General features: G+C 72.4%; 20 protein-coding genes. 10 read left to right on the forward strand and 10 right to left on the reverse strand.

Annotated elements, in window-relative coordinates:
• The first annotated feature begins 70 nt into the window (after nucleotides 1–70).
• Nucleotides 71–1,714, forward strand: coding sequence for a S1C family serine protease (locus ACFYWM_RS07520; protein ID WP_389910074.1), 1,644 nt, complete (start codon nucleotides 71–73; stop codon nucleotides 1,712–1,714).
• Nucleotides 1,715–1,818: 104 nt separating this feature from the next.
• Entirely contained in the window at nucleotides 1,819–2,181 is a 363-nt protein-coding gene (locus ACFYWM_RS07525) for a sec-independent translocase (RefSeq protein WP_389910077.1), read from the forward strand.
• A 224-nt stretch (nucleotides 2,182–2,405) separates the two neighbouring features.
• On the opposite strand, the gene ACFYWM_RS07530 is transcribed toward ACFYWM_RS07525, so the two are convergent.
• On the reverse strand, nucleotides 2,406–3,548 hold the full coding sequence (locus tag ACFYWM_RS07530; RefSeq protein WP_389910081.1) for an Mrp/NBP35 family ATP-binding protein: 1,143 nt from the start codon (nucleotides 3,546–3,548) through the stop codon (nucleotides 2,406–2,408).
• 267 nt (nucleotides 3,549–3,815) lie between these two features.
• On the opposite strand from ACFYWM_RS07530, the gene ACFYWM_RS07535 reads away from it, so the two are divergent.
• Both ACFYWM_RS07535 and ACFYWM_RS07540 read left to right on the forward strand, forming a co-directional pair.
• Nucleotides 3,816–4,301: a MarR family winged helix-turn-helix transcriptional regulator gene (locus ACFYWM_RS07535; protein ID WP_389910085.1), complete on the forward strand. Its 486-nt coding sequence runs from the start codon at nucleotides 3,816–3,818 to the stop codon at nucleotides 4,299–4,301.
• 200 nt (nucleotides 4,302–4,501) lie between these two features.
• Nucleotides 4,502–6,421: a Xaa-Pro dipeptidyl-peptidase gene (locus ACFYWM_RS07540; RefSeq protein WP_389910088.1), complete on the forward strand. Its 1,920-nt coding sequence runs from the start codon at nucleotides 4,502–4,504 to the stop codon at nucleotides 6,419–6,421.
• Nucleotides 6,422–6,566: 145 nt separating this feature from the next.
• Here ACFYWM_RS07540 and ACFYWM_RS07545 read toward each other — a convergent pair whose 3' ends face one another.
• Nucleotides 6,567–7,046, reverse strand: a complete 480-nt coding sequence (locus ACFYWM_RS07545; RefSeq protein ID WP_389910091.1) for a DUF1003 domain-containing protein — start codon at nucleotides 7,044–7,046, stop codon at nucleotides 6,567–6,569.
• Nucleotides 7,039–8,367, reverse strand: a complete 1,329-nt coding sequence (locus tag ACFYWM_RS07550) for a magnesium transporter MgtE N-terminal domain-containing protein (RefSeq protein ID WP_389910093.1) — start codon at nucleotides 8,365–8,367, stop codon at nucleotides 7,039–7,041. The genes ACFYWM_RS07545 and ACFYWM_RS07550 overlap by 8 nt, the downstream gene beginning before the upstream one ends.
• A gap of 139 nt (nucleotides 8,368–8,506) precedes the next feature.
• On the opposite strand from ACFYWM_RS07550, the gene ACFYWM_RS07555 reads away from it, so the two are divergent.
• The gene (locus ACFYWM_RS07555) at nucleotides 8,507–9,457 is read left to right on the forward strand and encodes a DMT family transporter (protein ID WP_389910096.1); all 951 of its coding nucleotides are present in this window, start codon (nucleotides 8,507–8,509) and stop codon (nucleotides 9,455–9,457) included.
• Nucleotides 9,458–9,800: 343 nt separating this feature from the next.
• Here the strand turns inward: ACFYWM_RS07555 and ACFYWM_RS07560 are convergent, their stop codons facing one another.
• Entirely contained in the window at nucleotides 9,801–10,163 is a 363-nt protein-coding gene (locus ACFYWM_RS07560; RefSeq protein WP_389910099.1) for a hypothetical protein, read from the reverse strand.
• 63 nt (nucleotides 10,164–10,226) lie between these two features.
• Nucleotides 10,227–10,802, reverse strand: coding sequence for a biotin transporter BioY (locus ACFYWM_RS07565; RefSeq protein WP_389910102.1), 576 nt, complete (start codon nucleotides 10,800–10,802; stop codon nucleotides 10,227–10,229).
• A gap of 161 nt (nucleotides 10,803–10,963) precedes the next feature.
• On the opposite strand from ACFYWM_RS07565, the gene ACFYWM_RS07570 reads away from it, so the two are divergent.
• A complete protein-coding gene (locus ACFYWM_RS07570) occupies nucleotides 10,964–11,905 on the forward strand; it encodes an HpcH/HpaI aldolase/citrate lyase family protein (RefSeq protein WP_389910105.1) in 942 nt (313 codons plus the stop codon).
• Here ACFYWM_RS07570 and ACFYWM_RS07575 read toward each other — a convergent pair.
• Complete coding sequence (locus tag ACFYWM_RS07575; protein WP_389910108.1) at nucleotides 11,895–12,461, reverse strand: DUF6529 family protein; 567 nt, start codon at nucleotides 12,459–12,461, stop codon at nucleotides 11,895–11,897. The two genes, ACFYWM_RS07570 and ACFYWM_RS07575, sit on opposite strands and share 11 nt — an antisense overlap.
• On the reverse strand, nucleotides 12,461–13,135 hold the full coding sequence (locus ACFYWM_RS07580; protein WP_389910111.1) for a hypothetical protein: 675 nt from the start codon (nucleotides 13,133–13,135) through the stop codon (nucleotides 12,461–12,463). The genes ACFYWM_RS07575 and ACFYWM_RS07580 overlap by 1 nt, the downstream gene beginning before the upstream one ends.
• 935 nt (nucleotides 13,136–14,070) lie before the next feature.
• Here ACFYWM_RS07580 and ACFYWM_RS07585 point away from each other — a divergent pair.
• Nucleotides 14,071–17,289, forward strand: a complete 3,219-nt coding sequence (locus tag ACFYWM_RS07585; RefSeq protein WP_389910114.1) for a hypothetical protein — start codon at nucleotides 14,071–14,073, stop codon at nucleotides 17,287–17,289.
• Between the two features lie 255 nt (nucleotides 17,290–17,544).
• Here ACFYWM_RS07585 and ACFYWM_RS07590 read toward each other — a convergent pair whose 3' ends face one another.
• On the reverse strand, nucleotides 17,545–17,979 hold the full coding sequence (locus tag ACFYWM_RS07590; protein ID WP_389910117.1) for an NUDIX hydrolase: 435 nt from the start codon (nucleotides 17,977–17,979) through the stop codon (nucleotides 17,545–17,547).
• Between the two features lie 74 nt (nucleotides 17,980–18,053).
• On the opposite strand from ACFYWM_RS07590, the gene ACFYWM_RS07595 reads away from it, so the two are divergent.
• From ACFYWM_RS07595 to ACFYWM_RS07605, 3 genes are all read left to right on the forward strand, one after another.
• On the forward strand, nucleotides 18,054–18,695 hold the full coding sequence (locus tag ACFYWM_RS07595) for a DUF6758 family protein (RefSeq protein ID WP_389910120.1): 642 nt from the start codon (nucleotides 18,054–18,056) through the stop codon (nucleotides 18,693–18,695).
• A gap of 122 nt (nucleotides 18,696–18,817) precedes the next feature.
• Nucleotides 18,818–19,543: an MBL fold metallo-hydrolase gene (locus ACFYWM_RS07600; protein WP_389910123.1), complete on the forward strand. Its 726-nt coding sequence runs from the start codon at nucleotides 18,818–18,820 to the stop codon at nucleotides 19,541–19,543.
• Nucleotides 19,544–20,452 carry a RecB family exonuclease gene (locus ACFYWM_RS07605; RefSeq protein ID WP_389910127.1) on the forward strand — a complete coding sequence of 303 codons (909 nt, stop codon included), beginning with the start codon at nucleotides 19,544–19,546 and terminating at the stop codon, nucleotides 20,450–20,452. It abuts the gene before it with no gap.
• 82 nt (nucleotides 20,453–20,534) lie between these two features.
• On the opposite strand, the gene ACFYWM_RS07610 is transcribed toward ACFYWM_RS07605, so the two are convergent.
• Together ACFYWM_RS07610 and ACFYWM_RS07615 are read right to left on the reverse strand one after the other, a co-directional pair.
• The gene (locus tag ACFYWM_RS07610) at nucleotides 20,535–21,443 is read right to left on the reverse strand and encodes an oxygenase MpaB family protein (RefSeq protein ID WP_389910130.1); all 909 of its coding nucleotides are present in this window, start codon (nucleotides 21,441–21,443) and stop codon (nucleotides 20,535–20,537) included.
• Between the two features lie 103 nt (nucleotides 21,444–21,546).
• Nucleotides 21,547–22,419 (reverse strand): alpha/beta fold hydrolase, encoded by an 873-nt coding sequence (locus ACFYWM_RS07615; RefSeq protein ID WP_389910133.1) that lies wholly within the window; start codon nucleotides 22,417–22,419, stop codon nucleotides 21,547–21,549.
• Nucleotides 22,420–22,449: the final 30 nt, after the last annotated feature.

The raw sequence follows: 22,449 nt of genomic DNA on the forward strand, positions 1-22,449 counted from the left end.
CGCTCAGGGGAAGATTGCCGGGTTGACTCGGTGAGCGGCCGCCCGCGAGGCAAGGAGTAGTGAGTATTCGATGACCGACGATGCCCGTACTTCCCATGAGGCGAACGATGCTGAGGGGCGTACGCCGTCGGACTTCACCGACGGCGGACACGGCACTCCCGAGTCTCGTCGCGCCGACTCCTCAGGCCCCGAGTTCTCCCGTCCGGAGTTCCTGCCCGCCGGTGAGGGGCCCCTCCCGGCTGAGCGGCCCCGCGACGACGGCTGGAGCCAGCTGGGCGCCCCGCCCGCCCGGTGGGGCGGGCGCCAGGACCAGCCCGAGCTGATCAGCCACGACGACAGATACGGCGGCGGATACGGCGGCAGGGACGTGCCGCCCGGCGAGGGCGGCCAGGATCCCGGCCCCACGGGCGAGCACTGGGGCGACCCCTCGGGCAGGCCCAGGCACGACACGGCGGTCTTCGCCTCCCAGCCCGCTCCGCCCCCGCCGCCCGCCCAGGCGTTCGGCATGGGGCCGGGCTGGGCGCCGCCTCCCGGCGGCCTGGCGGGGCCGGGGACCTTCGGCGGCCCGCCGCCCGCACCCGCGCCCCCCCGGCGCGGGCCGCGCACCCCGACGCTGGTGATCCTCGCCCTGGTGATCGCGCTGCTCGCCTCCGGGCTGGGCAGCGTCGGCACCTACCTCCTCACCAAGCCCTCGGGCACGGGGCGCGACCCCTCCTTCAGCCTGGGCGGGGCGCCGACGGGCTCCAACGTCCGGCCCCCCGACTCCGTCGCGGGCGTGGCCTCCAAGGTCCTGCCCAGCGTGGTGTCGCTGGCCGTCGAGGGCGGGGCGAGTTCCAGCACCGGCTCCGGCTTCCTGATCAAGGGCGGCTACGTGGTGACCAACAACCACGTGGTGGCCAACGCCGAGCCGAGCGGCCAGATCCAGATCCAGTTCAACAACCGCAAGTCCACCTCGGCCACCGTCGTGGGCACCGACCCCGAGTCCGACCTGGCCGTGGTCAAGCCGGCCGAGACCTTCGGCGCCCCCGAGATCACCCTCGGCAACTCCGACAACGTGGTCGTGGGCGACCCGGTGATCGCCATCGGGTCCCCGCTGGGCCTGACCGGCACCGTCACCTCCGGCATCGTCAGCTCGCTCAACCGGCCCGTCCAGGCGGGCGAGGAGAACAGCTCCGAGGCGACCTGGCTCAGCGCCGTGCAGACCGACGCCGCCATCAACCCCGGCAACTCGGGGGGCCCGCTGGTCAACGTGAACGGCGAGGTCATCGGCGTCAACTCGGCGATCGCCACGCTCGGCAGGTCGGTCGGCGGCCAGAGCGGCAGCATCGGGCTCGGGTTCGCCATCCCGGTGAACCACGCCCGGCGGGTCGCCCAGGAGCTGATCACCACGGGCAAGGCCAAGAAGTCGCGGATCGGCGTCGCCATCGACCCGACCTACCAGGGCGTCGGGGTGCGCATCGCCACCGAGTCCAGGCAGGGCACCCAGCCGGTCGAGCCGAACGGCCCGGCCGCCCAGGCGGGCCTCAAGCCCGGGGACGTCATCCTGGAGGTCGAGGGCGTCGTGCTCCAGGACGGCAACGAGCTGATCGCCATGATCCGCAACCGGGCCCCCGGCGAGAAGCTCTCGATCAAGTACCAGCGCGGCGGCCAGGAGAACACCGCGATGGTGACCGTCGGCGCCGCCCCCGACCTGCCCTCTCCCAAACCCTCCTGAGCGTGAGGGCGGGGCGCGTGCTCACGAGCGGGGGCGTTAGTGTGGAACCTCTCCGGTGTACGGCCGGAGAGGAGCTTCTGACATCCTCCCGGTAGGAGATCACCGTGTTCGGACTCGGCTGGCCTGAGATCGTGGCGCTGGTGGTGATCGCCCTTCTCGTCTTCGGCCCGGAGAAGCTTCCCCAGGCCGCCTCGCAGGCGGGCAAGACGCTGCGCAACCTGCGCCGGATGGCCAACAACGCGAGGGACGACCTGCGGACGGGCCTCGGGCCCGAGTTCGCCGACTTCGACCCGGCCGACCTCAACCCGAAGAACTTCGTCCGCAAGCACCTCACCGCCGACCTCGAGGACGACTGGAACGCCACCTCGGCCACCACCGCCACCGCCGAGCCGGCCGTCCACACGAGGAGCGGCGTCGACGAGCTGGGCTACGGCGAGATTCCCCCGTACGACTCCGACGCGACCTGATCTCGGGTTTTGTGTAGTTTTTACGCTCCCTGCGGCTGACAGAGGCCACGCACGACGACGGCGGCGCCCCGGTGAAGGGGGCGCCGCCGTCGTGTCGTGCGGGTGGGCCCTCAGCCGTGCCGGGTGAGCCCACCTGCCAAGGTGGGCTCACCGTGCCGGGTGGGCTCAGCCGCGCCAAGGCGGGTCGCCGTGCCGGGTGGGCTCGGGTCCACGCCGAGGTGGGCTCAGCCGCGCCGGGTGGGCGAGATGCCGAGCTGGAGGCCCTTGATGCTGCTCGACCTCTTGCCCAGGGAGGCGGCGATGCGGCTCAGCTCGGTCGCCGCGGGGGCGTCCGGGTCGGTCAGCACCAGCGGCTTGCCCTCGTCGCCACCCTCGCGCAGGCGCATGTCGATGGGCACCTGGCCCAGGAGCGGCACGCGTGCGCCGAGGGTGCGGGTCAGCGCGTCGGCCACGGTCTGGCCGCCGCCCTCGCCGAAGACCGAGATCCGCTCGTCGCAGTGCGGGCAGGGCAGCCACGACATGTTCTCGATGACACCGGCGATCTGCTGGTGGGTCTGGACGGCGATCGATCCGGCCCGCTCGGCGACCTCGGCGGCGGCCTGCTGCGGGGTGGTCACCACCAGGAGCTCCGCCGACGGCATCCGCTGCGCCACGGAGATGGCGATGTCGCCGGTGCCCGGGGGCAGGTCCATCAGCAGCACGTCCAGGTCGCCCCAGTAGACGTCGGCCAGGAACTGGTGCAGGGCCCGGTCGAGCATCGGACCGCGCCACACGACCGGGGTGTTGCCCTCCGGCTTGAACATGCCGACCGAGATGACCTTGATGTCATGCGCCACCGGGGGCATGATCATGTCCTCGACCTTGGTGGGACGCTCGGAGACGCCGAGCATGCGGGGCACGCTGTGACCGTAGATGTCGGCGTCGACCACGCCGACCTTCAGGCCGCTCGCGGCCATCGCGGCGGCGAGGTTGACGGTGACGGACGACTTGCCGACGCCGCCCTTGCCGGAGGCGACCGCGAAGACGCGGGTCAGCGAGCCGGGCTGGGCGAAGGGGATCTCCTTCTCGGGTCCCTTGTTGCCGCGCAGCTTGGTCTGCAGCGTCTTGCGCTGCTCGGTGCTCATGACGTCCATCTCGACGGAGACGCCGGTCACACCGCCGACCTTGGAGACCGCGCCGGTGACGTCGCGGGTGATGGTGTCCTTCATCGGACAGCCCGACACCGTCAGGAAGATCGCGACACGTACGGCCCCCTCGGGGGAGATGTCGACGCTCTTGACCATGTCGAGTTCGGTGATCGGCCGACGGATCTCAGGGTCGTTGACGGTCGCGAGGGCGGCCATCACCAGTTCCGGGGTAGGTGCCATCGAAGTGTCGGCAATCACGCCACCCTGGGGCGACGGGGGATGCCGTCCCTCCTTGTCTGTTATCGATGAGGCGTCTCACCGGCGGGACCTGCCCGTCGTGGCGCCGTCGTGGCTTGGCAGGAGGCCGATCCCGTCAGGGAACGGTCGGAGTCGGGAGCCCATGGTATGAAACCCGAGGACACCGGGAGGAATTCCGAATCCGGCGACGATCACTGAATTCGGACAATTCGCTGTGTAGATGCGCGTGCAACGTTCTAAGGTTACTCCGTGACCCTCACGGCGGGCGAGTCAAGAGAGAGCGTCGGCTCGGCGGAGCTGATGGTCTGGCGCATGCTCCAGCGGGCCCAGGTTCGCATCACCCGGGCGCTGGAGGCCGACCTGCTGGTCGAGCACGACCTGGCCCTGGCCTCGTACGAGGTCCTGTCGCAGCTGTCCGAGGCGCCCGAGCGGCGGCTGAGGATGAACGACCTGGCCGACCGGGTGCTGCTCTCGCGCAGCGGCCTGACCCGGCTCATCGACCGCCTCCAGCGCGACGGCCTGGTCGAGCGCGAGGCCTGCGCCAGCGACGCGCGCGGCCTGTTCGCGGTCCTGACGGACGCGGGCGCCGCGCGGCTGGCCGAGGCCGGTCCCACCTACCTGCGCGGGGTCCGCGCCCAGTTCCTGGACATGCTCGACGCCGACGAGCTGCGGCGGTGCGCGGCGATGCTCGACAAACTCTTCCCCGACCCTCGCACGGACACCGACCCGTACTGAGTCCCGTACCGCAGGCTGTCCCTGTCTTGCCGTGATGCGCCGTGACGCGCTCCGGCCCGTTCTGACGCCTTTTCGGACAAAGCTGTCGGGCGCCATGTCACATGCCAGCGCCAGAGTGATGTCGAACGCATAAAGGATCTTGCCGGAGATACGGACATTCATTGAGATTGCGGATATTCCCCCACTAGTGCGGAGGCTCGATGCCGAAATTACGAGCAGCCCTCACCGCCCTCATCGTGGTCGCGGCGGGTGTCACCCCGGCCCACGCGGCCGCCCAACCCTCTCTCACCGTCGAGCGGGGGCGGACCCAGCCGGTCTTCTCGTACGCCGACGCCGTCCGCGAGCACGTCTACGTCGAGTCGAGCATCGACAGCGACTCCGACGGGAAGCCGGACCGGGTCCGGGTGGACATCATCAGGCCGAAGGAGTCCGGCCCCGGGCTCAAGGTGCCGGTGATCATCGACGAGAGCCCGTACTACGACAACTCCGGCCGGGGGAACGAGGCCGAGCGAAAGGTCTACGACGCGGCCGGGAACGTCACGAAGTTCCCGCTGTACTACGACAACTACTTCGTGCCGCGCGGCTACGCCGTCCTCAACGTCGACATGATCGGGACCACCAGGTCCGACGGCTGCCCCGACGTGGGCGGGCGGGCCGACGTGCTGGGCGGCAAGGCCGTCATCGACTGGCTGAACGGCCGCGCCACCGCCTACCGCCCCGACGGCACGCCCGCGGTCGCGGACTGGACCACCGGCAAGTCCGCGATGATCGGCAAGTCGTACGACGGCACGCTGGCCAACGCCGTGGCGGCGACCGGCGTGCGGGGGCTGGAGACGATCGTCCCGATCTCGGCGATCAGCTCCTGGTACAAGTACCAGCGCTCCAACGGGGTGATCTACAACTACGACTACATGTCGTGGCTGGGCAACTACGTCGACACCGACCCCACGGCCAAGTGCGCGGCCACCTGGGCGCGCCTGGACGCCCAGGACGGTGACGACACCGGCGACTACAACGACTTCTGGGCCGAGCGTGACTACATCGCGGGCTCGCTGGCCGACGTCTCCAAGGTGCGTGCCAGCGTCTTCGCCGTGCACACGGTGAACGACCTCAACGTCATGCCCGACAACTTCTCCAAGTGGTGGAAGGCCCTCGCCGACCGGAACGTGCCCCGCAAGATCTGGGTCGGGCAGTACCAGCACGTGGACCCCTTCGATTTCGAGGGACGCCGCGACCTCTGGGTCGACACGCTGCACCGCTGGTTCGACTACTGGCTGCTCGGCGTGCGCAACGGCATCATGTACGAGCCCCGCGCCGACGTGCAGAGCAGCCTCGACCGATGGACCACCCAGTACGACTGGCCCGCCCCGCTCGCCCTGAAGATCCCCTTCCGTCCCGCGGCCGACGGCTCGTTCGGCCTCGTACCGGCGCGGAAGGGGCAGACCGCCACGTTCACCGACATCCGCCAGTCGGAGGAGGCGATGGTGGCCGACGTCGGCACGGCCAAGCCGGGGAGGGTGGCGTTCACCACCGGCGAGCTGCCGCTGGACCTGCGCCTGTCCGGCACGCCCGTGGTGGACCTGCGCGTCGCGCTCGACAGGCCCACCTCGAACCTGACCGCGCTCCTCGTCGACTTCGGCGAGGACACCCGGATCGACTGGCGGCGCGGCCAGGGCATCACCACGGTCACCGAGGAGAGCTGCCACGGCGAGAGCACGGCCTCCGACGACGCCTGCTACCGGCAGGTCGTCACCAACCGGGCCACCCGCCCGTTGGAGATCGTCGCCCGGGGCTGGATCGACGTGCAGAACCGCGACTCGCTCAGGACGCCCTCGCCGCTGCCCGCCGGCACCTACGGCAGGGTCAGCTGGGAGACGCTGCCGCAGGACTACGTCTTCAAGAAGGGACACAGGCTGGCCCTCGTGATCGCGGGCACCGACTCGACCTACAGCGACGAGACGGCCACCGGCGCGAACGTCACCGTCGACCTGGCCGGGAGCAAGGTGCTCCTCCCGCTGGCGATCAGCACACTGCGGAGCGGCGACGTGCCGAAGGACACGACCCGGTGGAGGGGCCCGCAGCAGCTGGACCTGCCGGAGCCGGAGAACACGTTCTTCTGATCTCCGAAGGCCCCTGACCCCCAGCGGGTCCGCGGGGTGTGAGCGGGGCGGACGCCCGGCTCACACCCCGTTCCGCGTTCACCGGCGGTGCCGCTCAGCCCGCGCGTCCGCCGGACGGGAGGCGGGGGGTCTGTGGACACCCGGCTCACACCTCCGTGGACTCCTGGGGCTCCTGGAGGTCCTCCTGCAGGCGTTGCAGCTCCGAGCGGATGTAGTCGCGAGTCGCCACCTCGCCGAGCGCCATCCGCAGGGCGGCGATCTCCCGGGTGAGGTAGTCCAGGTCGGCCTGGTTGCGCTCGGCCGCCCTGCGGTCGTGCTCGTTCTGGACCCGGTCGCGGTCGTCCTGCCGGTTCTGGGCGAGCAGGATGAGCGGTGCCGCGTACGAGGCCTGGAGCGACAGGATCAGCGTCAGGAAGATGAACGGGTAGGGGTCGAACTTCAGCGACTGGGGGGCGAGGACGTTCCACAGGACCCACAGGGCGACGAAACCCGTCATGTAGACCAGGAACCTCGCGGTGCCGAGGAAGCGGGCGATCCGCTCCGACAGCCGCCCGAACGCCTCGGGGTCGTAGTGGGGACGCAACCGCGGGCCGGGCTGCCTGGGCTGGTCGAGACGGTCAGGCATTCTCTCCCTTTCCTGGCCGATGGTCGCTCTCGCGCTCGCCCTCTCCGGATCGGTGGACGTCGCGCTCGCTGGACGGATGGTCGTCGCGCTCGACGGGCGGGTGGTCGTCGCGCTCGCGCCAGTCGTCCGGCAGCAGGTGGTCGAGCACGTCGTCCACGGTGACGGCGCCGACCAGGCGGCCGGCCTCGTTCACCACGGGGGCCGCGACGAGGTTGTAGTTGGCCAGGTAGGAGGTGACCTGGTTCAGGCTGAACCCCGGCCTGATCGGGTCCAGGGAGGTGTCCAGGATTCCGCCGAGCAGGGTCGAGGGCGGCTCGCGCAGCAGCCGCTGGAAGTGGGCCAGGCCGAGGAAGCGGCCGGTGGGCGTCTCGACGGGCGGCCGGGCCACGTAGACCTGCGCGGCCACCGCCGGGGTGAGGTCGCGCTGGCGGATGCTGGCCAGCGCCTCGGCGACCGTCGCGTTCGGGGGCAGGACCACCGGCTCGCTCGTCATGATGCCGCCCGCGGTGTTCTCCGGGTAGATCAGCAGCCGCCTGACCGGCGCGGCCTCCTCGGGCTCCATCAGCGCCATCAGCGCCTCGGCCTGCTCGGCGGGGAGGTCCTGGAGCAGGTCGGCCGCGTCGTCGGGGTTCATCTCCTCCAGCACGTCCGCGGCCCGCTCGGGGGCGAGCCTGCTCAGGATGCCGATCTGGTCCCGTTCGGGAAGCTCCTCCAGCACGTCCGCGAGCCGCACGTCGTCGAGGGCCGCGGCCACCTCGACCCGCCGCTTGTCGGGCAGCTCGTGCAGGGCCCCGGCCAGGTCGGCGGCGCGCATCGACTCGAAGGCGACCAGCAGGTTGGCCGCGCCCTGGTCCTTCTGGACGGCGCCGAAGCCGCGTACCTCGTCCCAGTCGACGATCTTGGTCGCGCCGCGTCGGCGCAGCCCGATGCCGGGGGGACTCCCGACCACCGCCACCTTGGTGATCAGCCACTCGGAGCCTCTCGTCTCCTCCATGGCCAGGTCCAGGACCGTCATCCGCTCGCCGTCGACCTCCACGCGGAGGTCGAGCAGCTCGGCGATGGCCAGGGTCTCGGTCGCCCGCTGCTCGAACCTGCGCATGTTGAGCTGGCCGCTGAAGACGACGGCACCGGCCTTGACGGACCGTATCCGGGTGATCGGCAGGAAGACCCTGCGCCGGGGCTGCACCTCGACGACCAGCCCGTGCACGTGCGGCGGCGCGCTGCCGGCGATGGCCACCACCACGTCGCGGACCCGGCCGATCTGGTCCCCGGCGGGGTCGAAGACCGGGGTCCCGGCGAGACGCGCGATGAAGATCCTCACATCCGAAGCGTAGGCCGCGTCTCGGGCTGACCGGCCCCTGCCACGCTCCCCGGCTCACGATCCGGAACCGGGTTGCTGTCCGATATCCCGACATGCCAGCATCAAACGTGCTTAACGGTAATTACGGAAACGGTGGGTCATGAGACGTGCAGGACTGCTGATCGCGCTCGCGTCGTCCCTGTGCTTCGCCTTCTCGGGGCCCATGGCCAAATATCTGGGCGCGGCCGGGCTGGCCCCGCTGGAGGCGGTCTGGATCCGCATGGCGGGCGCCGGGCTGCTGCTCGTCGGCATCCTCGCGGTCGCCCGGCCCTCGGCCCTGCGCATCCCCCGCTCGCGGCTGCCGTTCCTGCTGGCGTACGCGGTGATCGCGGTCGCCGGTGTGCAGGCGCTGTTCTTCGCGGCGATCACCCGGCTGCCGGTCGGCGTCACCCTGCTGATCGAGTACACCTCGCCGGTGGTGGTGGTGCTCTGGGTGCGGTTCGTCAGGCGGGTACGGCTGCCCCGGGCGGCCTTCACCGGTGCCGTCGTCGCCGTGGTCGGGCTCGGCATCGTGGTGGAGGTCTGGTCGGGGCTCGCCCTCGACCCGATCGGCCTGCTGCTCGCCTTCGCCGCGATGACGGGCTGCGCCGGATACTTCCTGCTCAGCGACAGCTTCGGCGACGACATCGACCCGCTCGGCCTGATCGCCTGGGGCCTGCTCGGCGCTGCCACGGTGCTCCTGCCGATCTCCCGGCCGTGGAACATCCCCTGGGGGGCGATCGGCGGGACGGCCACCCCCGAGGGCGGCCTCACGCTGCCGGTCGTCGGGGCGCTGGTCTGGCTGATCGTGGTCGCCACGGCCGCCGCCTACATCCTCGGCGTCCTCGCGATCCGCCGCCTGTCGGCCGCCATCGGCGCCACGGTCGCCTCGCTGGAGGTGATCGCCGGGGCGGTGGTCGCCTGGATCCTGCTGGGCGAGGCGCTCGGGCCCTTCCAGATCGCGGGCGGCGCGATCGTCCTGGTCGGCGCCTACCTGGCCCAGCGGGCGACGTCCGCGCTGCCCGCACCCGCATCCGCGCGCGAGACGGGGGAACCGGCTCCCGTGGGGTGAGCCGAGCCTGAACGGGGGAACCGGCTCCCGTGGGGTGAGCCGAGCCTGAACGGGTGAGCCGGGCCGGGCCTGAACGGGTGAACCCGAGTAACCGGCCCGAGTGAACCGGGGCGGGTGCCACCGGACGGTCCCGGTGACCGGTGGAGCCGTGCCGGGCGGCCCGAGGCCTGGCGGCCCGTGGTCAGGCGGGCTCGCGGTTCAGGCAGGCTCACGGTCGGGCAGGCCCACGGTCAGGCGGGCTCGCGGTTCCGGCGGGCTTGCGGTCAGGTGGGCCCGTGGTCAGGGAGGCTCACGGTCAAGCGGGCTCGGGTTCGGGCAGGCTCACGGTCGGGCAGGCCCACGGTCAGGCGGGTTCGCGTGGGACGAGGCGTATCACCTTGGAAGCCGCCGCCCAGCGTTCCAGGAGCCTCGTGCCGTCGGGAGCGTTGAGCCGCTCCTTGGCGAGCGCGGCCACCGCGTCGGGGGCCTTCGCCTGGTCCACCACCTCCACGGAGGCCTCGAAGGCCACCAGGCGCCCGCCGTTGTCCTTGCTGCGCAGCGTCACCCGTACCTCCCCCGCCTCGGCCAGCCCCGGCAGCGGCTGCTCGCCCCCGCCGGTGACCAGGTAGATCGCGCCGTCGTGCCAGGTGTGCCAGGCCAGCCGGGGCCGGTCCAGCGACAGCCACAGGACGCTCGACTTCTTCGCGCCCTCCTCGATCACGCCCATGAGACGAATGTACGGCCTGTGCCTCCCCGAATGGCGATACAGGCCGTACACGCCGCCGTCGCGTCAGCGTCGCGAGATCTTCCAGGCCGCCGGGAGCAGCCCCGCCGCGACGACGATCTTGAGCGCGTCGCCCAGCAGGAAGGGCAGCACGCCCAGGGCCAGGCCGGTGGCGAGATCCACCTGGGCGACGGCGACGAGGACCGGCAGGCCGAAGGAGTAGATCACCAGGTTGCCGAGGATCATCGTGCCGATCGTGCGCGGGACGGTGCGGTCGCCGCCGCGCTCGGCGAGCTTGCCGACGACGGCCGCCGCGGCGATGAAACCGATGACGTACCCGAAGGACGCCCCGCCGAAGCCGGAGGCGCCGTCGGCGAACCACGGCACGCCCGCGACACCGGCCAGCAGGTAGAGCGCCATGCTCAGCGTCGCGCGGTTCATGCCGAGGGCGGCGCCGACCAGCACGACCGCGAAGGTCTGGCCGCTGACCGGCACCGGCGAGCCGGGCAGCGGGAAGCTGAGCTGCGCCGCGAGGCCCGTCAGGGCGGCGCCGCCGACCACGAGCGCGACGTCGCGGACGCGGGAGGCCGGGATGAGGTCCGACAGCACGGCGGGCCTGGCCACCGAAGAAGCGTTTGCCATGATGGGTGTCTCCTTTGGCAGATTCTTGATGTCCATTCTTCTGACATCTCCGGCAAGGGTCCTACGAGATCACCGCCAAGAACACGGCGGGGTCTTTGTGTGGACGCCATAACGTCCGTCCGGTCTGTCACCCGTCCCCCGGCGGGCGTTAGCGTGTCCCCATGCGTTCCCGACGATCGTGCCTCGCGGTGCCCGGCAGCAACCCCAGATTCCTGGAGAAGGCACAGGGGCTCCCCGCGGACGAGGTCTTCCTCGACCTGGAGGACTCCGTCGCGCCGCTCGCCAAGGAGGGCGCGCGCAAGAACATCGTGGCCGCCCTGCGCGAGGGCGACTGGTCGGGCAGGACGAGGGTCGTCCGGGTCAACGACCTCGGCACCCAGTGGACCTACCGGGACGTCATCGAGGTCGTGGAGGGCGCGGGGGAGTTCGTCGACTGCCTGATGCTGCCCAAGGTGGAGGACGCGGCCCAGGTGATGTGGCTCGACACGCTGCTCACCCAGATCGAGAGGGCGAACGGCCTCCCGGTCGGCCGGATCGGCATCGAGGCCCAGATCGAGAACGCGAAGGGCCTGGTCAACGTGGACGCCATCGGCGGCGCGTCCCCACGGTTGGAAACACTCGTGTTCGGCCCGGCCGACTTCATGGCCTCGATCAACATGCGGACCCTGGTGGTCGGGGAGCAGCCGCCCGGCTACACCGAGGGCGACGCCTACCACTACATCCTGATGCGGATCCTGATGGCCGCCAGGACGCACGACCTGCAGGCCGTCGACGGTCCGTACCTCGCGATCAAGGACCTCGACGGGTTCCGCCGCGTGGCGGGGCGGGCCGCGGCGCTCGGGTTCGACGGGAAGTGGGTGCTGCACCCCTCCCAGATCGAGGCCGCGAACGAGGTGTTCTCGCCGTCGCAGGAGGACTACGACCACGCCGAGCTGATCCTCGACGCGTACGAGTACTACACGACGGTCGAGCGGCGCGGCGCGGTCATGCTCGGCGACGAGATGATCGACGAGGCGTCCAGGAAGATGGCGCTGGTGGTCGCGGCGAAGGGCCGGGCCGCCGGGCTGCGGCGCGCCACGGCCTTCACCCCGCCTACAGCTTGATCCCGATGGTGGTGAAGAACCAGAACGACGAGGTCAGCCAGAGCCCGGTGAGGGCGACGAAGGTGAGCCCGCCGAGGACCGGGAGGGTCCAGCCGGGCAGGCCCCGCTTGGGCAGCGACAGCATCTTCGCGGTGAAGACACCGTAGAAGAAGCAGCCGAGCAGCGAGTGGATCATCACGCGCGGCACGTCGAACTGGGTGCCCAGCGCGTACAGGCAGTGCAGCGCCACCGGGATCGTCAGCAGGAACGCCACCCGCCCCGACCAGCGGTGCAGGGTCCCGATCCACGGCACGTCCAGCTTGATCCGGCCCCACATGACCAGGGCCGAGAAGAGCTGGACCAGTGCCAGCAGGAACGCGCCGGTGGTGAGCCAGGCCTTCATGGCCAGCGCGCCGGAGAACCCGGCCAGGCCGATCGCGTACCCGGTGGGCGCGTGCACCCGCCCGTAGACGCCCAGCCCGACCGCGACCAGCCCGCCGACGACGAGCGGGACGAGGAGCGGCGCGACGTTGTTCGGCTGCCGGTGCTGGACCGGCGTGATCTGCGTGTCACTCATCAGAACCCCTCGATGAACTCGTCGACGTCCTGCGGATCGACTTCCACGCCGTCCACGACGGCGTTCTCGCCCGGCTCGGGGATCGGCACCTCGGCGACCTTGTCGCCCACGAGGGTCAGGCCGACCCTGGTGCCGTCGTCGAGGTAGATCCATCCGGCGCGGACGTTCGCGCCGCGCACGAGCGCGGTCGCCCGGTAGAGGCCGGAGGGCTTCTTCACGGTCGGAGCCTTGAAGGTCCACTTCTTGCCGTCGAAACCGAGGTCTCCCGTGGCCCGGCCGCCGGCGAGCCGGGCGGTGAGCGAGGCGCCGTGACGCCCGGACAGGGTGACCTTGCCGTCGGCCGCCTTGCCCTTCATCCAGGCTTCGATCTTGCCGTCGCAGAAGTAGCCGACCGCCTTGCCGTTCCTGATGGAGATGGCGATCAGCCCGCCGTTACCGGTGACCCGTCCCGCGTAGTCGGCCTTGGCGGGGGTGGGCCTGGCCGTCTTGACGGCCTCGGGCTCGGGTTCGGGTTCCGGCGTCGTCTCCGTGGTGGCCCGGGCCACCGGGGCGGGTACGTCGTCCTGCGCGTTGACGGTCTGTGTGGCGGGCGAGGTGGTGGCGCTGGCCACGCCGAGGGCGACGGCCATCACCGCTCCCGCCGCCAGTGTGTATACGGGCCCCAGCCGTGTCATATCTGCTCCCTGGGGTGGTGGGTTGTGAAGTCAGGTGTACATGCCGTCGTTCCGGGAGTCTGTGAACTAATCCGCACACGGGCGAACGAACCCGGATTCCCGCCGGAGGCGGGCCGCTGCCGACCGTGGTGATTCGCGACTCTAGGCGGAGCGGGGCGTCATCCATGGAGAATGCAGGAGAAAAGCCGTGACCGCCAGCCGGAGACGGGGTGCCCGGCGATGTCGGGGACGTCCCGCGACACCGGCGTGGCGCGAACGTGACGCAGAGGGGGAACGTCCCTCGCCGCTGATGATCGTCCGAGGTCACGAAGATCACCTGGGGGTGAACGACCCTCCGGGGACGAGGGCGGGGGTGGGGGTGGAGGCGGGGCGGCCGCACGCCGAGCGGACGGCGCCGAGGTGAAGATCACGGCTCGCCGGTCCCCGGGTCCCCGGGTCCTCGCGACTGGGGATTCAGGGGAACCTTCCCGTGGCTGATGTTTTTGAAATTTAAAGGATAAAAGCTGACAATTCCGGCGCTCAGTTGATAAATCTGACTAGAGAGGTCTCGTCATCGCGGCCCGGACGTGTTGCTCTTGACTGTGTACGGACGGCGGCCGGGTATCCGGCCGTGGGAGGTGATCGTTTCCGGAGAACGGGGTAGTAGTAGGGTCGCGTGCGATTTGCCGCATCCATAGGGGTTGCGGCCTGCTGTTACGGAGACGACTGGAACGGTCCGGGGTGGTGACCCCGGGCTGGAACGGGCTTCCTGCGAGGAGGTGCTGAGCGTGGCCTCGGGCCCTCACGACCCGCGCTCGCGAGAGTGGCCGGCGGACGACGACGGCGTTGACGGCGATGCTGCCCGCGAGGGCAGGTCCCACGAGTCCCACCCGTCCCCGCCGACGATCCAGCACTCACCGCCGGGCCCTTCTGACGACGGGCCACGAGGGCTCCCCATGGCCTCCCCGTGGATGCTCCCGCCGTTCGCGGCGCCCACCCCCGACGACAGCGAGCCGCCCCAGGCCCGCCCCGAGGGCCTCGGAGGCGAGCGCCGCCGCCCGTACGCCCGCCCCTACGGCCCCGCGCCCCAGCCCCCCGAGGCCCGGCCCGCGGGACCCCCGCCCCCGCAGGGACCCCCGCCCCCGCAGGGACCCCCGCCCCCGCAGGGACCCCCGCCCCCGCAGGGACCCCCGCCTCCGCAGGGGCCCCCGCCCCCGCAGGGGCCTCCCACAGACCCCGTCGCCGCGACTCCCCCGCCCGAGGAGGAGAGACCCACGGGACAGGGGCGCCACGCCACCCCCGAACGGGGACGGCCGCGCCTGGTGGACCGTCCGGACCTCCTCGTCGCCTCAGGCCCGGCCCCCGAGCGCAGGGGCAGGAGGCGGGCCGAGCGCCCCGACCTCCTGGTCGCCGCGGCGCCGCCCCGCGAGCCGGGAAGGGACGGGCGGGCGGAGCCCGCCACCGAGGACCGGATCAGGGTCGAGCCGAGCATCGTGGCGACACCGGAGCCGGCACCCGAACCGGAACCCGGACCCGCGCCCGGGCCGGACGCCGGTCAGGGACCCGGACGTGCGTCCGGCTCCGAACCCGATCGGCCCTCCGAGCACGAGTGGCCCGCTGAGCACGAGCGGTCCCCTGAGTACGAGCGGCCTTCGGGGTACGAGCGGTCCCCCGAGTACGAGCGGTCCTCCGTGCCGGTCGAGGACGACTTCGAGCCCGTACGCCGGGTGGGGCGCCCGCCCGGCGGCAGGCCCGCCAGGCCCGACCTGCTCGTCGCACAGGGCCCGCCCGGCAGGCGCGGGCCGAACGGCGGGCGGCACCACCGCACGGCCACCGCGCCCTCCGCCGTGCGCCGCTCCACCCCGACCCGGCGCAGGCGCGGCCGGGGCCTGGTGATCCCGTTCCTGATGGTCGTGGTCCTCACCGTCGCGGTCGGCGGCGGCCTGGTCCTGTGGGGCTGGGTGAGCAGCCCGTTCGCCACCGGTCTCCGGCTGGTCGGCGACGAGGTGGTCTCGGGCGACGACAACTTCGTGCCGCAGGCCGGTGTCGGCGGCAACGGGTCCAACCAGGTGCTCAACGCGGTTGCCTCGGTGGGCTCCGTCATGGTCGCGGTCGGCAGCGACACCACCAGCCCGGTCCCCAGGCCGCTGTTCCTGGTCTCTCCCGACGGCGGCACGACCTGGCAGCTGGGCAAGGTGACCGGCCCGGCGGGGTACGAGACGGGGCCGACCACAGTGGGCCGGGTGGCGGGCGGCGACGGCCTCTGGCTGGCCGCGGGGAACGACCCCCTCGGCTCCGGGCACGGTCTGTGGACCAGCTCCGACGGCTACGGCTGGACCGCCGCCGACCCCGGCGAGCTGGGCGCCTTCGCGCGCGGGGACAAGATCATGGATCTGGCCAGGACCGACTCCGGGTTCGTCGCGGTCGGCGCGGCCGTCCTGGACGACGGCACCACCGGGGCGGTCGCCTGGGTCTCCGCGGACGGGCGCGCCTGGGACCGGGTGGAGACCCGGGAGATCGGTATGCCGGACAAGGTGCGCGGCATCAAGGCCGTCGTCGCCAGGGGCGACGCCGTCGTCGCGCTGGCCGACCCGGCCCAGGGCCAGTCCACCTCGGTCATCCTGCGCTCGGCCGACGGGGGCAGGAGCTGGCAGCGGACCGGCGCCGCGCTCAACGACGTCGTCCCGGAGCCGGGCGCGCTGGCCGTGGCCGCCGGAGGTTTCGTGCTCGTACCGACCCAGCAGCGCAGCGACAAGGGCGAGGTCCGCGTCTACTGCTCGCCCGAGGGCGCCGACTGGAAGGCCTGCGGCGCCATCACCGGCCTGGGGCCCGAGGGCACGGGCGTCAAGCGCCTCGCCTCCTCCTCGGCGGGGGTGGCCGCGGTCGTCGAGTCGGGCTTCGAGCGCTACACCGTCCACACCAGCGAGGACGGCCGCGACTGGAGCAAGACCACCGACCTCGGCGAGGTACCGGGCTCGCTGCGGGCCCTCGCGCTGTCCGACGACGGCACGCTCGTCGTCGGCGGCGACGAGCGCGCGGCCGACGTGGACAACCGGGTGGTCCTCATCACCGCGCCCAAGGGCGGCGAGCCGAAGCCGGTGTCCCTGGGAGGCATCCAGGGCCTCGCCAGGGCCGCCCGCGAGACGGCCAGGGTGGCCGCCGGCGACGGCAGGTTCGTCGCGGTGGGCGCCGTCTCCGGCGACGCCGGGATCTGGAGCAGCGCGAGCGGCGAGAGCTGGAAGGCCGGCGGCCCGGCGCAGCTCCTCGGCGGCCCCAGGCGGCAGGCGCTCGCCGACGTCGCGCACGGCAGGCGGGGCTGGCTCGCCGCGGGCAGCACGATGACCGACGCCTCCTCCACCGAGCCGCTGATGCTCACCTCCTCCGACGGCCAGAGCTGGCGCAGGGTGCCGGTGCTCGGCCCCCTCGCCCCGGCGGGCGACCACGACTTCCTCGCCCCGCACGCGGTGGCGGCGGGGCCGTCCGGCTACGTCGTCGCGGGCGAGGACCGCGGGCCCGCCGCCACCGTGCCCGTCCTGTGGTTCTCCGCCGACCTCAAGCGCTACTCCAGGGCGGCCAAGCTTCCCGCGGGCGGTACGGGGGTGCGGCTGCACGACGTCTCGGCGACCTCGTCCGGGTACGTGGCGGTCGGCGGCACCGGCACGGCCGAGCGCGAGACCGGGGTGGTCTGGGTGTCGGCCGACGGGGTCAACTGGACCGCGCGCAAGCCGGTCCTGCCCCCGGGGGCGACGTCCGCGGGCCTGCGGCACGTGGTCCTGTACGGCGGCTACGTCGTCGCGGCGGGCACGGCCAGGACCGAGGACGGCACGAGGGCCTTCGGCGCGGTGTCGGACGACAACGGGGCGAGCTGGGAGTTCTCCTGGTTCCCCGCGGACGGGGCGTCCGCCGTCCAGGACCTCGCCGCGACGCCGGAGGGCGTGGTGGCCGTCGGCTGGCACGGGGCGCCGGGGGCCGGCGACAGCGCGGCCTGGACCTCCGAGGACGGGCTGAAGTGGCAGCGCCACGCCCCGAGCCAGGGCAGCCTGGACGGCGACGGCGCCCAGTGGCTCGGCGCGGTGGCGGTCTCCGGCGACCAGGTCGTGGCCCTGGGCCGCTCCACCACCTACAGCGCGGACCACCTCACCCTGTGGCGCTCCACGCTCACCTCCTCACGCTGATCGTCACCGCCCTCCTCACGCTGACCGGGGCCGCCCTCCTCACGCTGACCGGGGCCGCCCTCCTTACGCTGACCGGGGCCGCCCTCCTCACGCTGACCGGGGCCGCGCCCCGGCCCTGCGGCCGGGACCCCTCTGCCGGGGTCCCGCAGCGTGGGTTCCACGGCCGGGGTCTCACAACCGGGATCTCGCGGCGGGGGCCTGAGGCATGGGTTCTGCGGCCGGGACCTCGCTGCCGGGGTCTCACAGCCGGTCTCCTTACGGCGGGAACTCCACCGCCGAGGTCTCATGAGGCTCCCCGGGCGCGATGACCGCCCACTCGACCAGCGCGTCCAGCAGGCCGGGGGTGAGGGGGAGGCACGGAAGCTCCTCGGGGGCGAACCAGCGGGCGTCCGCGGCGTCGTCCCCGGCGGCGAGCGTGCCGCCGGAGACCTCGGCGAGATAGTCGCGGATCTCGTAGACGGCGCCGCCGGGACCGGGGCGGTCGACGGTCCCGGCCAGGGGCCCGGGGACGACCGTCAGCCCGGTCTCCTCCAGGACCTCCCTGGCGACCGCCTCGGGGTCGGACTCCCCGGGCTCGACCCGCCCGCCGGGAATGGACCACAGCCCCTTGCCGGGCGGCCGGCCACGGCGGACCAGAAGCATCCGCCCCGAGCCGTCGAGGATGATCGCCCCGACACAATTTACGCGCACCTGAACAATATTACGTTGTGATAACGACCGAGCCTCTTGACGGATGGGCCGCCGAAGAAGCAGCGTGGGTAGGCGTGAAAGCCGCCCCTAAGTGCCCACGGTGTTTCGGCCCGCTTCGTCCGCCGAGTGCTTGGTCAAGCTCCTGGAGATGCGGTCCGCACGGCGATGTCCTGCCGTTCCAGCCACCCAGACCTCCCTCCGCCGCCGCCGTGGAGGCCGTCACCCGAGATTCCCGCGTGCCCGTCTGGGTTCCCTGGCCGCTGCCCACGGGGTGGCTGGTCACGGGGTTCGGCGAGGTGGGCGACGAGCGCAGCGACGTGCGGGCCACCGTGGTCGCGGTCTCCGGTCCCTCGCTGACCCACGGCCCCGCCGACCTGCTGATCATCGCCGAGGAGCCCGGGGTGGGGCTCGGCGCGGCGTTCGCGGGGGTGGAGGGCACCGATCCCGGGACCGGGTTCGACAAGGGCCCGCCGCACGCCAAGATCGACGTCAGGGGCCATCCGGCCGCCCTGTGGTGCGTCACCGCCGCCCCCGACCGGGCCGTCTACGCGGGCGAGGCGCTGGGAAACTGGCTCTGGGCGGTCGTGTGGCCCGCCGAGGCCGGTTACCTGATCACCCTGGCCGAGCTGTCCCTGCGCGACCTGCGCGACCACGACCAGGCCCTCGACCTGCCCTTCGGGGCGTTCTCCCCGCGTCTGGACGTTCCGGCCCCCTGACACCGCCCGCGCGCCCGCGTCCCCGTCCGGGCCCTCATCGCCCTTCCCGCCCCCTCCTTCTCCGGAGCCTTGACCCTTCTGTCCGGACCGGGGGGCGGGGGGAGGCAGTAAAGTTCGGAAGCGTGACAGCGCGTATCGAGCGAGTGGTGACCGAGGGCGTCGTCGATGTCGACGGCGTCGAGCACAAGGTCGAGAACAACACGTGGATCCTGGGTGACGACGAGGATGTCATCGTCATCGACGCCGCGCGCGACGCGGAGAAGATCCTGGAGAAGGTCGGCGACCGGGAGGTGCTGGCGATCATCTGCACCCACGGCCTGCCCGACCACGTGGGCGCGGCCATCGAGGTCGCGGCCAGAGACGAGGCGGTGGTCGCACTCCACCCGAAGGACCGGCCGCTGTGGCGGCTGACCTGGCCCGACACCTGGCCGGACATCGACATGGAGGACGAGGGCCTGTTCGAGGTCGGCGGTGTCCAGCTGGAGGTCATGTCCACCCCGGGCATCTCCCACGGTGGCGTCTCGCTGTACTGCGAGGCCCTGGACGCGGTCTTCACCGGCAAGACCCTCCAGGCCGACGGCCCCGGCAGGATCGGCGGGGAGTATCCCGCGCTGGCCGACCAGCTGACCGCCATCGGCGGGCGGCTGTTCACCCTGCCCCACCGCACCCGGGTGCTGCCCGCGCACGGTGAGGAGACGACCGTCGGCGACCTGGAGCCCCAGTTCGACGCCTGGCTCTCCGGCTCGCTGACCCGCGACCCCGCCGGCGCGCCGGAAGAGGAGGGCCCGCTCACCGACGGCACCCGCGCGGCGGGAATCCGGCTGAACCCCCGGAACGATCTGCTGTAAATGGATCAGCTTCCCCTGGAGGGCATGCCGCGGCGGCTCTACTCCTGCACGCCGTCGCGGCTGAACAACTGGCTCGACTGCCCCCGCCGCTACCGGTTCACCTACATGGACCGGCCCACGCCGCAGAAGGGCCCGCCCTGGGCCCACAACAGCGTGGGGGCCAGCGTGCACAACGCCCTGGCCGCCTGGTGGCGCGAGCCGTACGAGCGACGCACGCCCGAGGTAGCGGTCGGCCTGCTCGCCAGGGGATGGATCAACGAGGGGTTCCGCGACGCCGACCAGTCGCGGACCTGGCGTGACCGGGCCGGGCAGATGGTCTCCGGATACGTGGCGAGCCTCGACCCGTCCGCCGAGCCGGTCGGCGTCGAGCGCACGGTCGCCACCCGCACCTCCGTCGTGGCGCTCTCCGGCCGGGTGGACCGGCTCGACCGGCGCGGCGAGGAGCTGGTCGTGGTCGACTACAAGACCGGCCGCCGCCCGCTGAGCACCGACGACGCCCGCTCCTCGCTCGCGCTGGCGGTCTACGCCATCGCCTCCTCCCGGATGATGCGCCGCCCCTGCCACCGGGTCGAGCTGCACCACCTGCCGACCGCCTCGATCGTGGAGTGGGAGCACACCGACGAGTCGCTGGCCCGCCACCTGGGCCACGCCGAGGAGATCGCCGTCGAGGCCTCCGAGGCCGACGAGCGCTACAGGGAGTGGTCGGCCACCACCCGGCCCGAGGGGGCCGCCCCGCCCAAGGCTCGCGGTGGCGGTGACCGCACCCCGCCCGAGGTGCCCGCCGAGATCGACGAGGTCTTCCCGCCCCGTACGGGCCCGCTGTGCTCGTGGTGCGACTTCCGCCGCCACTGCCCCGAGGGCCAGGCCGCCGGCGAGGACCGCGAGCCCTGGGCCGCCCTCGCTGACTGAGCCGCTCCGGCCCGCTCCGGGCCGTACGGACCGGCCCGCGGGAACGTACGGCACCCGCCGGGGGCACGTGCCGCCGGTGTCGTCAGGAGCGGTGGGACGGCCAGCGGCGCGGGTCGGTCAGCCCCCTGAGCCCCTCCGCCATGTCGTAGCCCGCCGCGCCGAGCCGCTCGCGCGAGGCGGCGAGCATCCGGCGGGTGGCGGGCATGAACGCCCGGTCGTGGACGGGTTCGGGAAGCGTGTCCATGAGCAGCCGGAACGCCCTCAGCCCCGCGGTCACCGCACCCGGCGGCACCTCGGGCAGCACGCCGTACATGCGCCTGGCCCAGCCCGGCAGCGAGTAGTAGCAGAGCGCCCCGAAGGGGAAGTAGGCGGGTTTGCCGGGGGTGAGGGCGCGCAGCCCGGCGGGCAGGCGCGGCCACATCAGGAAGCGGACCGTGGACACGGCCTCGGGGGTGGCCCTCAGCAGCGGGCGGACCGAGGCGAAGTAGTCGTCCAGCTCCGCCACGGAGCCGGGCACGTCCTCGGCGTGCAGGCCGACGTAGGTGGCGCTGCGGCGCTGCTCGGCCAGGTAGCGGTCGGCCTGGCGGTCGTCGAGCCCCAGGCCCGACCGCCGCGCCACGGAAAGGTAGGAGGAGACCTCCGCGCAGTGCACCCAGAGCAGCAGCTCCGGCTCGTCCACCCGGCGGACCCGGCCGGTGCCGGGGTCGTCGAAGCGCAGCCGCCGATGGATGTCCCGGACGCGGCGGCCGACCTCGTCGGCCTCGGCGGGACTGCCGAAGGTGACCCTGCCCACGAAGTCCGCCGTACGGCGGAGCCTCCCGAACGGATCCCGCCGGAAGTCGGAGTTCTGCCAGACCCCGCGCATCGCGAGCGGGTGCAGGGCCTGGAGCATGAGGCCGCCGACCCCGCCGACCCACATGGAGCGGTCGATGTGCACCAGCCACGTCGCGGTGTGCGGAGGCTGGACGACGATCTCCTCGATGCTCGCCATGGTCGGCACATGGTCGCACGGGTGTGGAGGACCCGTCCAACGAGGCGCCCCGGCGTCGGACGAGCCGGGAGCCCCGGACATCAAACGGGACCCCCTCCCACGGTCAGCTCCTCAGACGGCTCTCGGCGGCGTTCCAGAAGCGGATGAGGGCCGCGGCCGTGGTCTCCGGGGCCTCCACCGCCGGGGAGTGGGCCGCGCCGGGGACGACCACGCAGTCGGCGTTCAGGCGGTGGGCCATCTCCGACTGCATGCGCGGCGGCCAGCCGTCGTCGTGCTCGCCGTACAGGACCAGGGTGTCGATCTCGACCTGGGTGAGCTCGTCGCACCGGTCCGGCGCGGAGAGCACCTCCTCGGTCATGGTGACCATGCCGATCGGCGAGTTGGCGAACAGCCGCTTGCGCAGGAAGGCGATGATCTCGTCGGACACCCCCGAGGCCAGGGCCTCGGGCTCCATCCGGGTGTGCCACAGGTGCTCCAGGCCGACGCCGGGCAACTCCGAGATCATGAAGCGGCCCGCGCGCTCGCGGGGCCCGACGATCGCGGCGGGCCCGGAGCTCATGAGCGTGTAGGACACGAACCGGGTGCGGCCGTCGATGACCGCCTCCCGGGTGACCAGGCCGCCGAACGAGTGGCCGACCAGGTGGATCGGGCCGCCGTGGCCGATCACCTGGGCCAGCACGTCGACGTCGTTGCCGAGCGCGGCGCAGGTGTAGGCGCTCCGGTCGTCAGGCCCGCTCGTCTCGAACTGGCCGCGCATGTCGACCGCGACGACCTGCCGGCCCGACTGCGCGAGCGTCTGCAGGACCGCGATGAAGTCCTCCTTGCTGCCGGTCAGGCCGGGAACCAGCAGGGCGGGCCACCGCTCGGGGATGCCGCTGACGGGCAGGGCCTCCAGTACGGCGAAGGTGCCCACCGCCGTCTCGACCTGGCGAGAGCGGACGCCAGGAGGCAGGGTCAGAAAACGCGGCGTACTCACGTGGCCCCACGATACCTCTCTTGGTGACAT

Source organism: Streptosporangium sp. NPDC002721 (assembly GCF_042888905.1).
Classification (GTDB): domain Bacteria; phylum Actinomycetota; class Actinomycetes; order Streptosporangiales; family Streptosporangiaceae; genus Streptosporangium.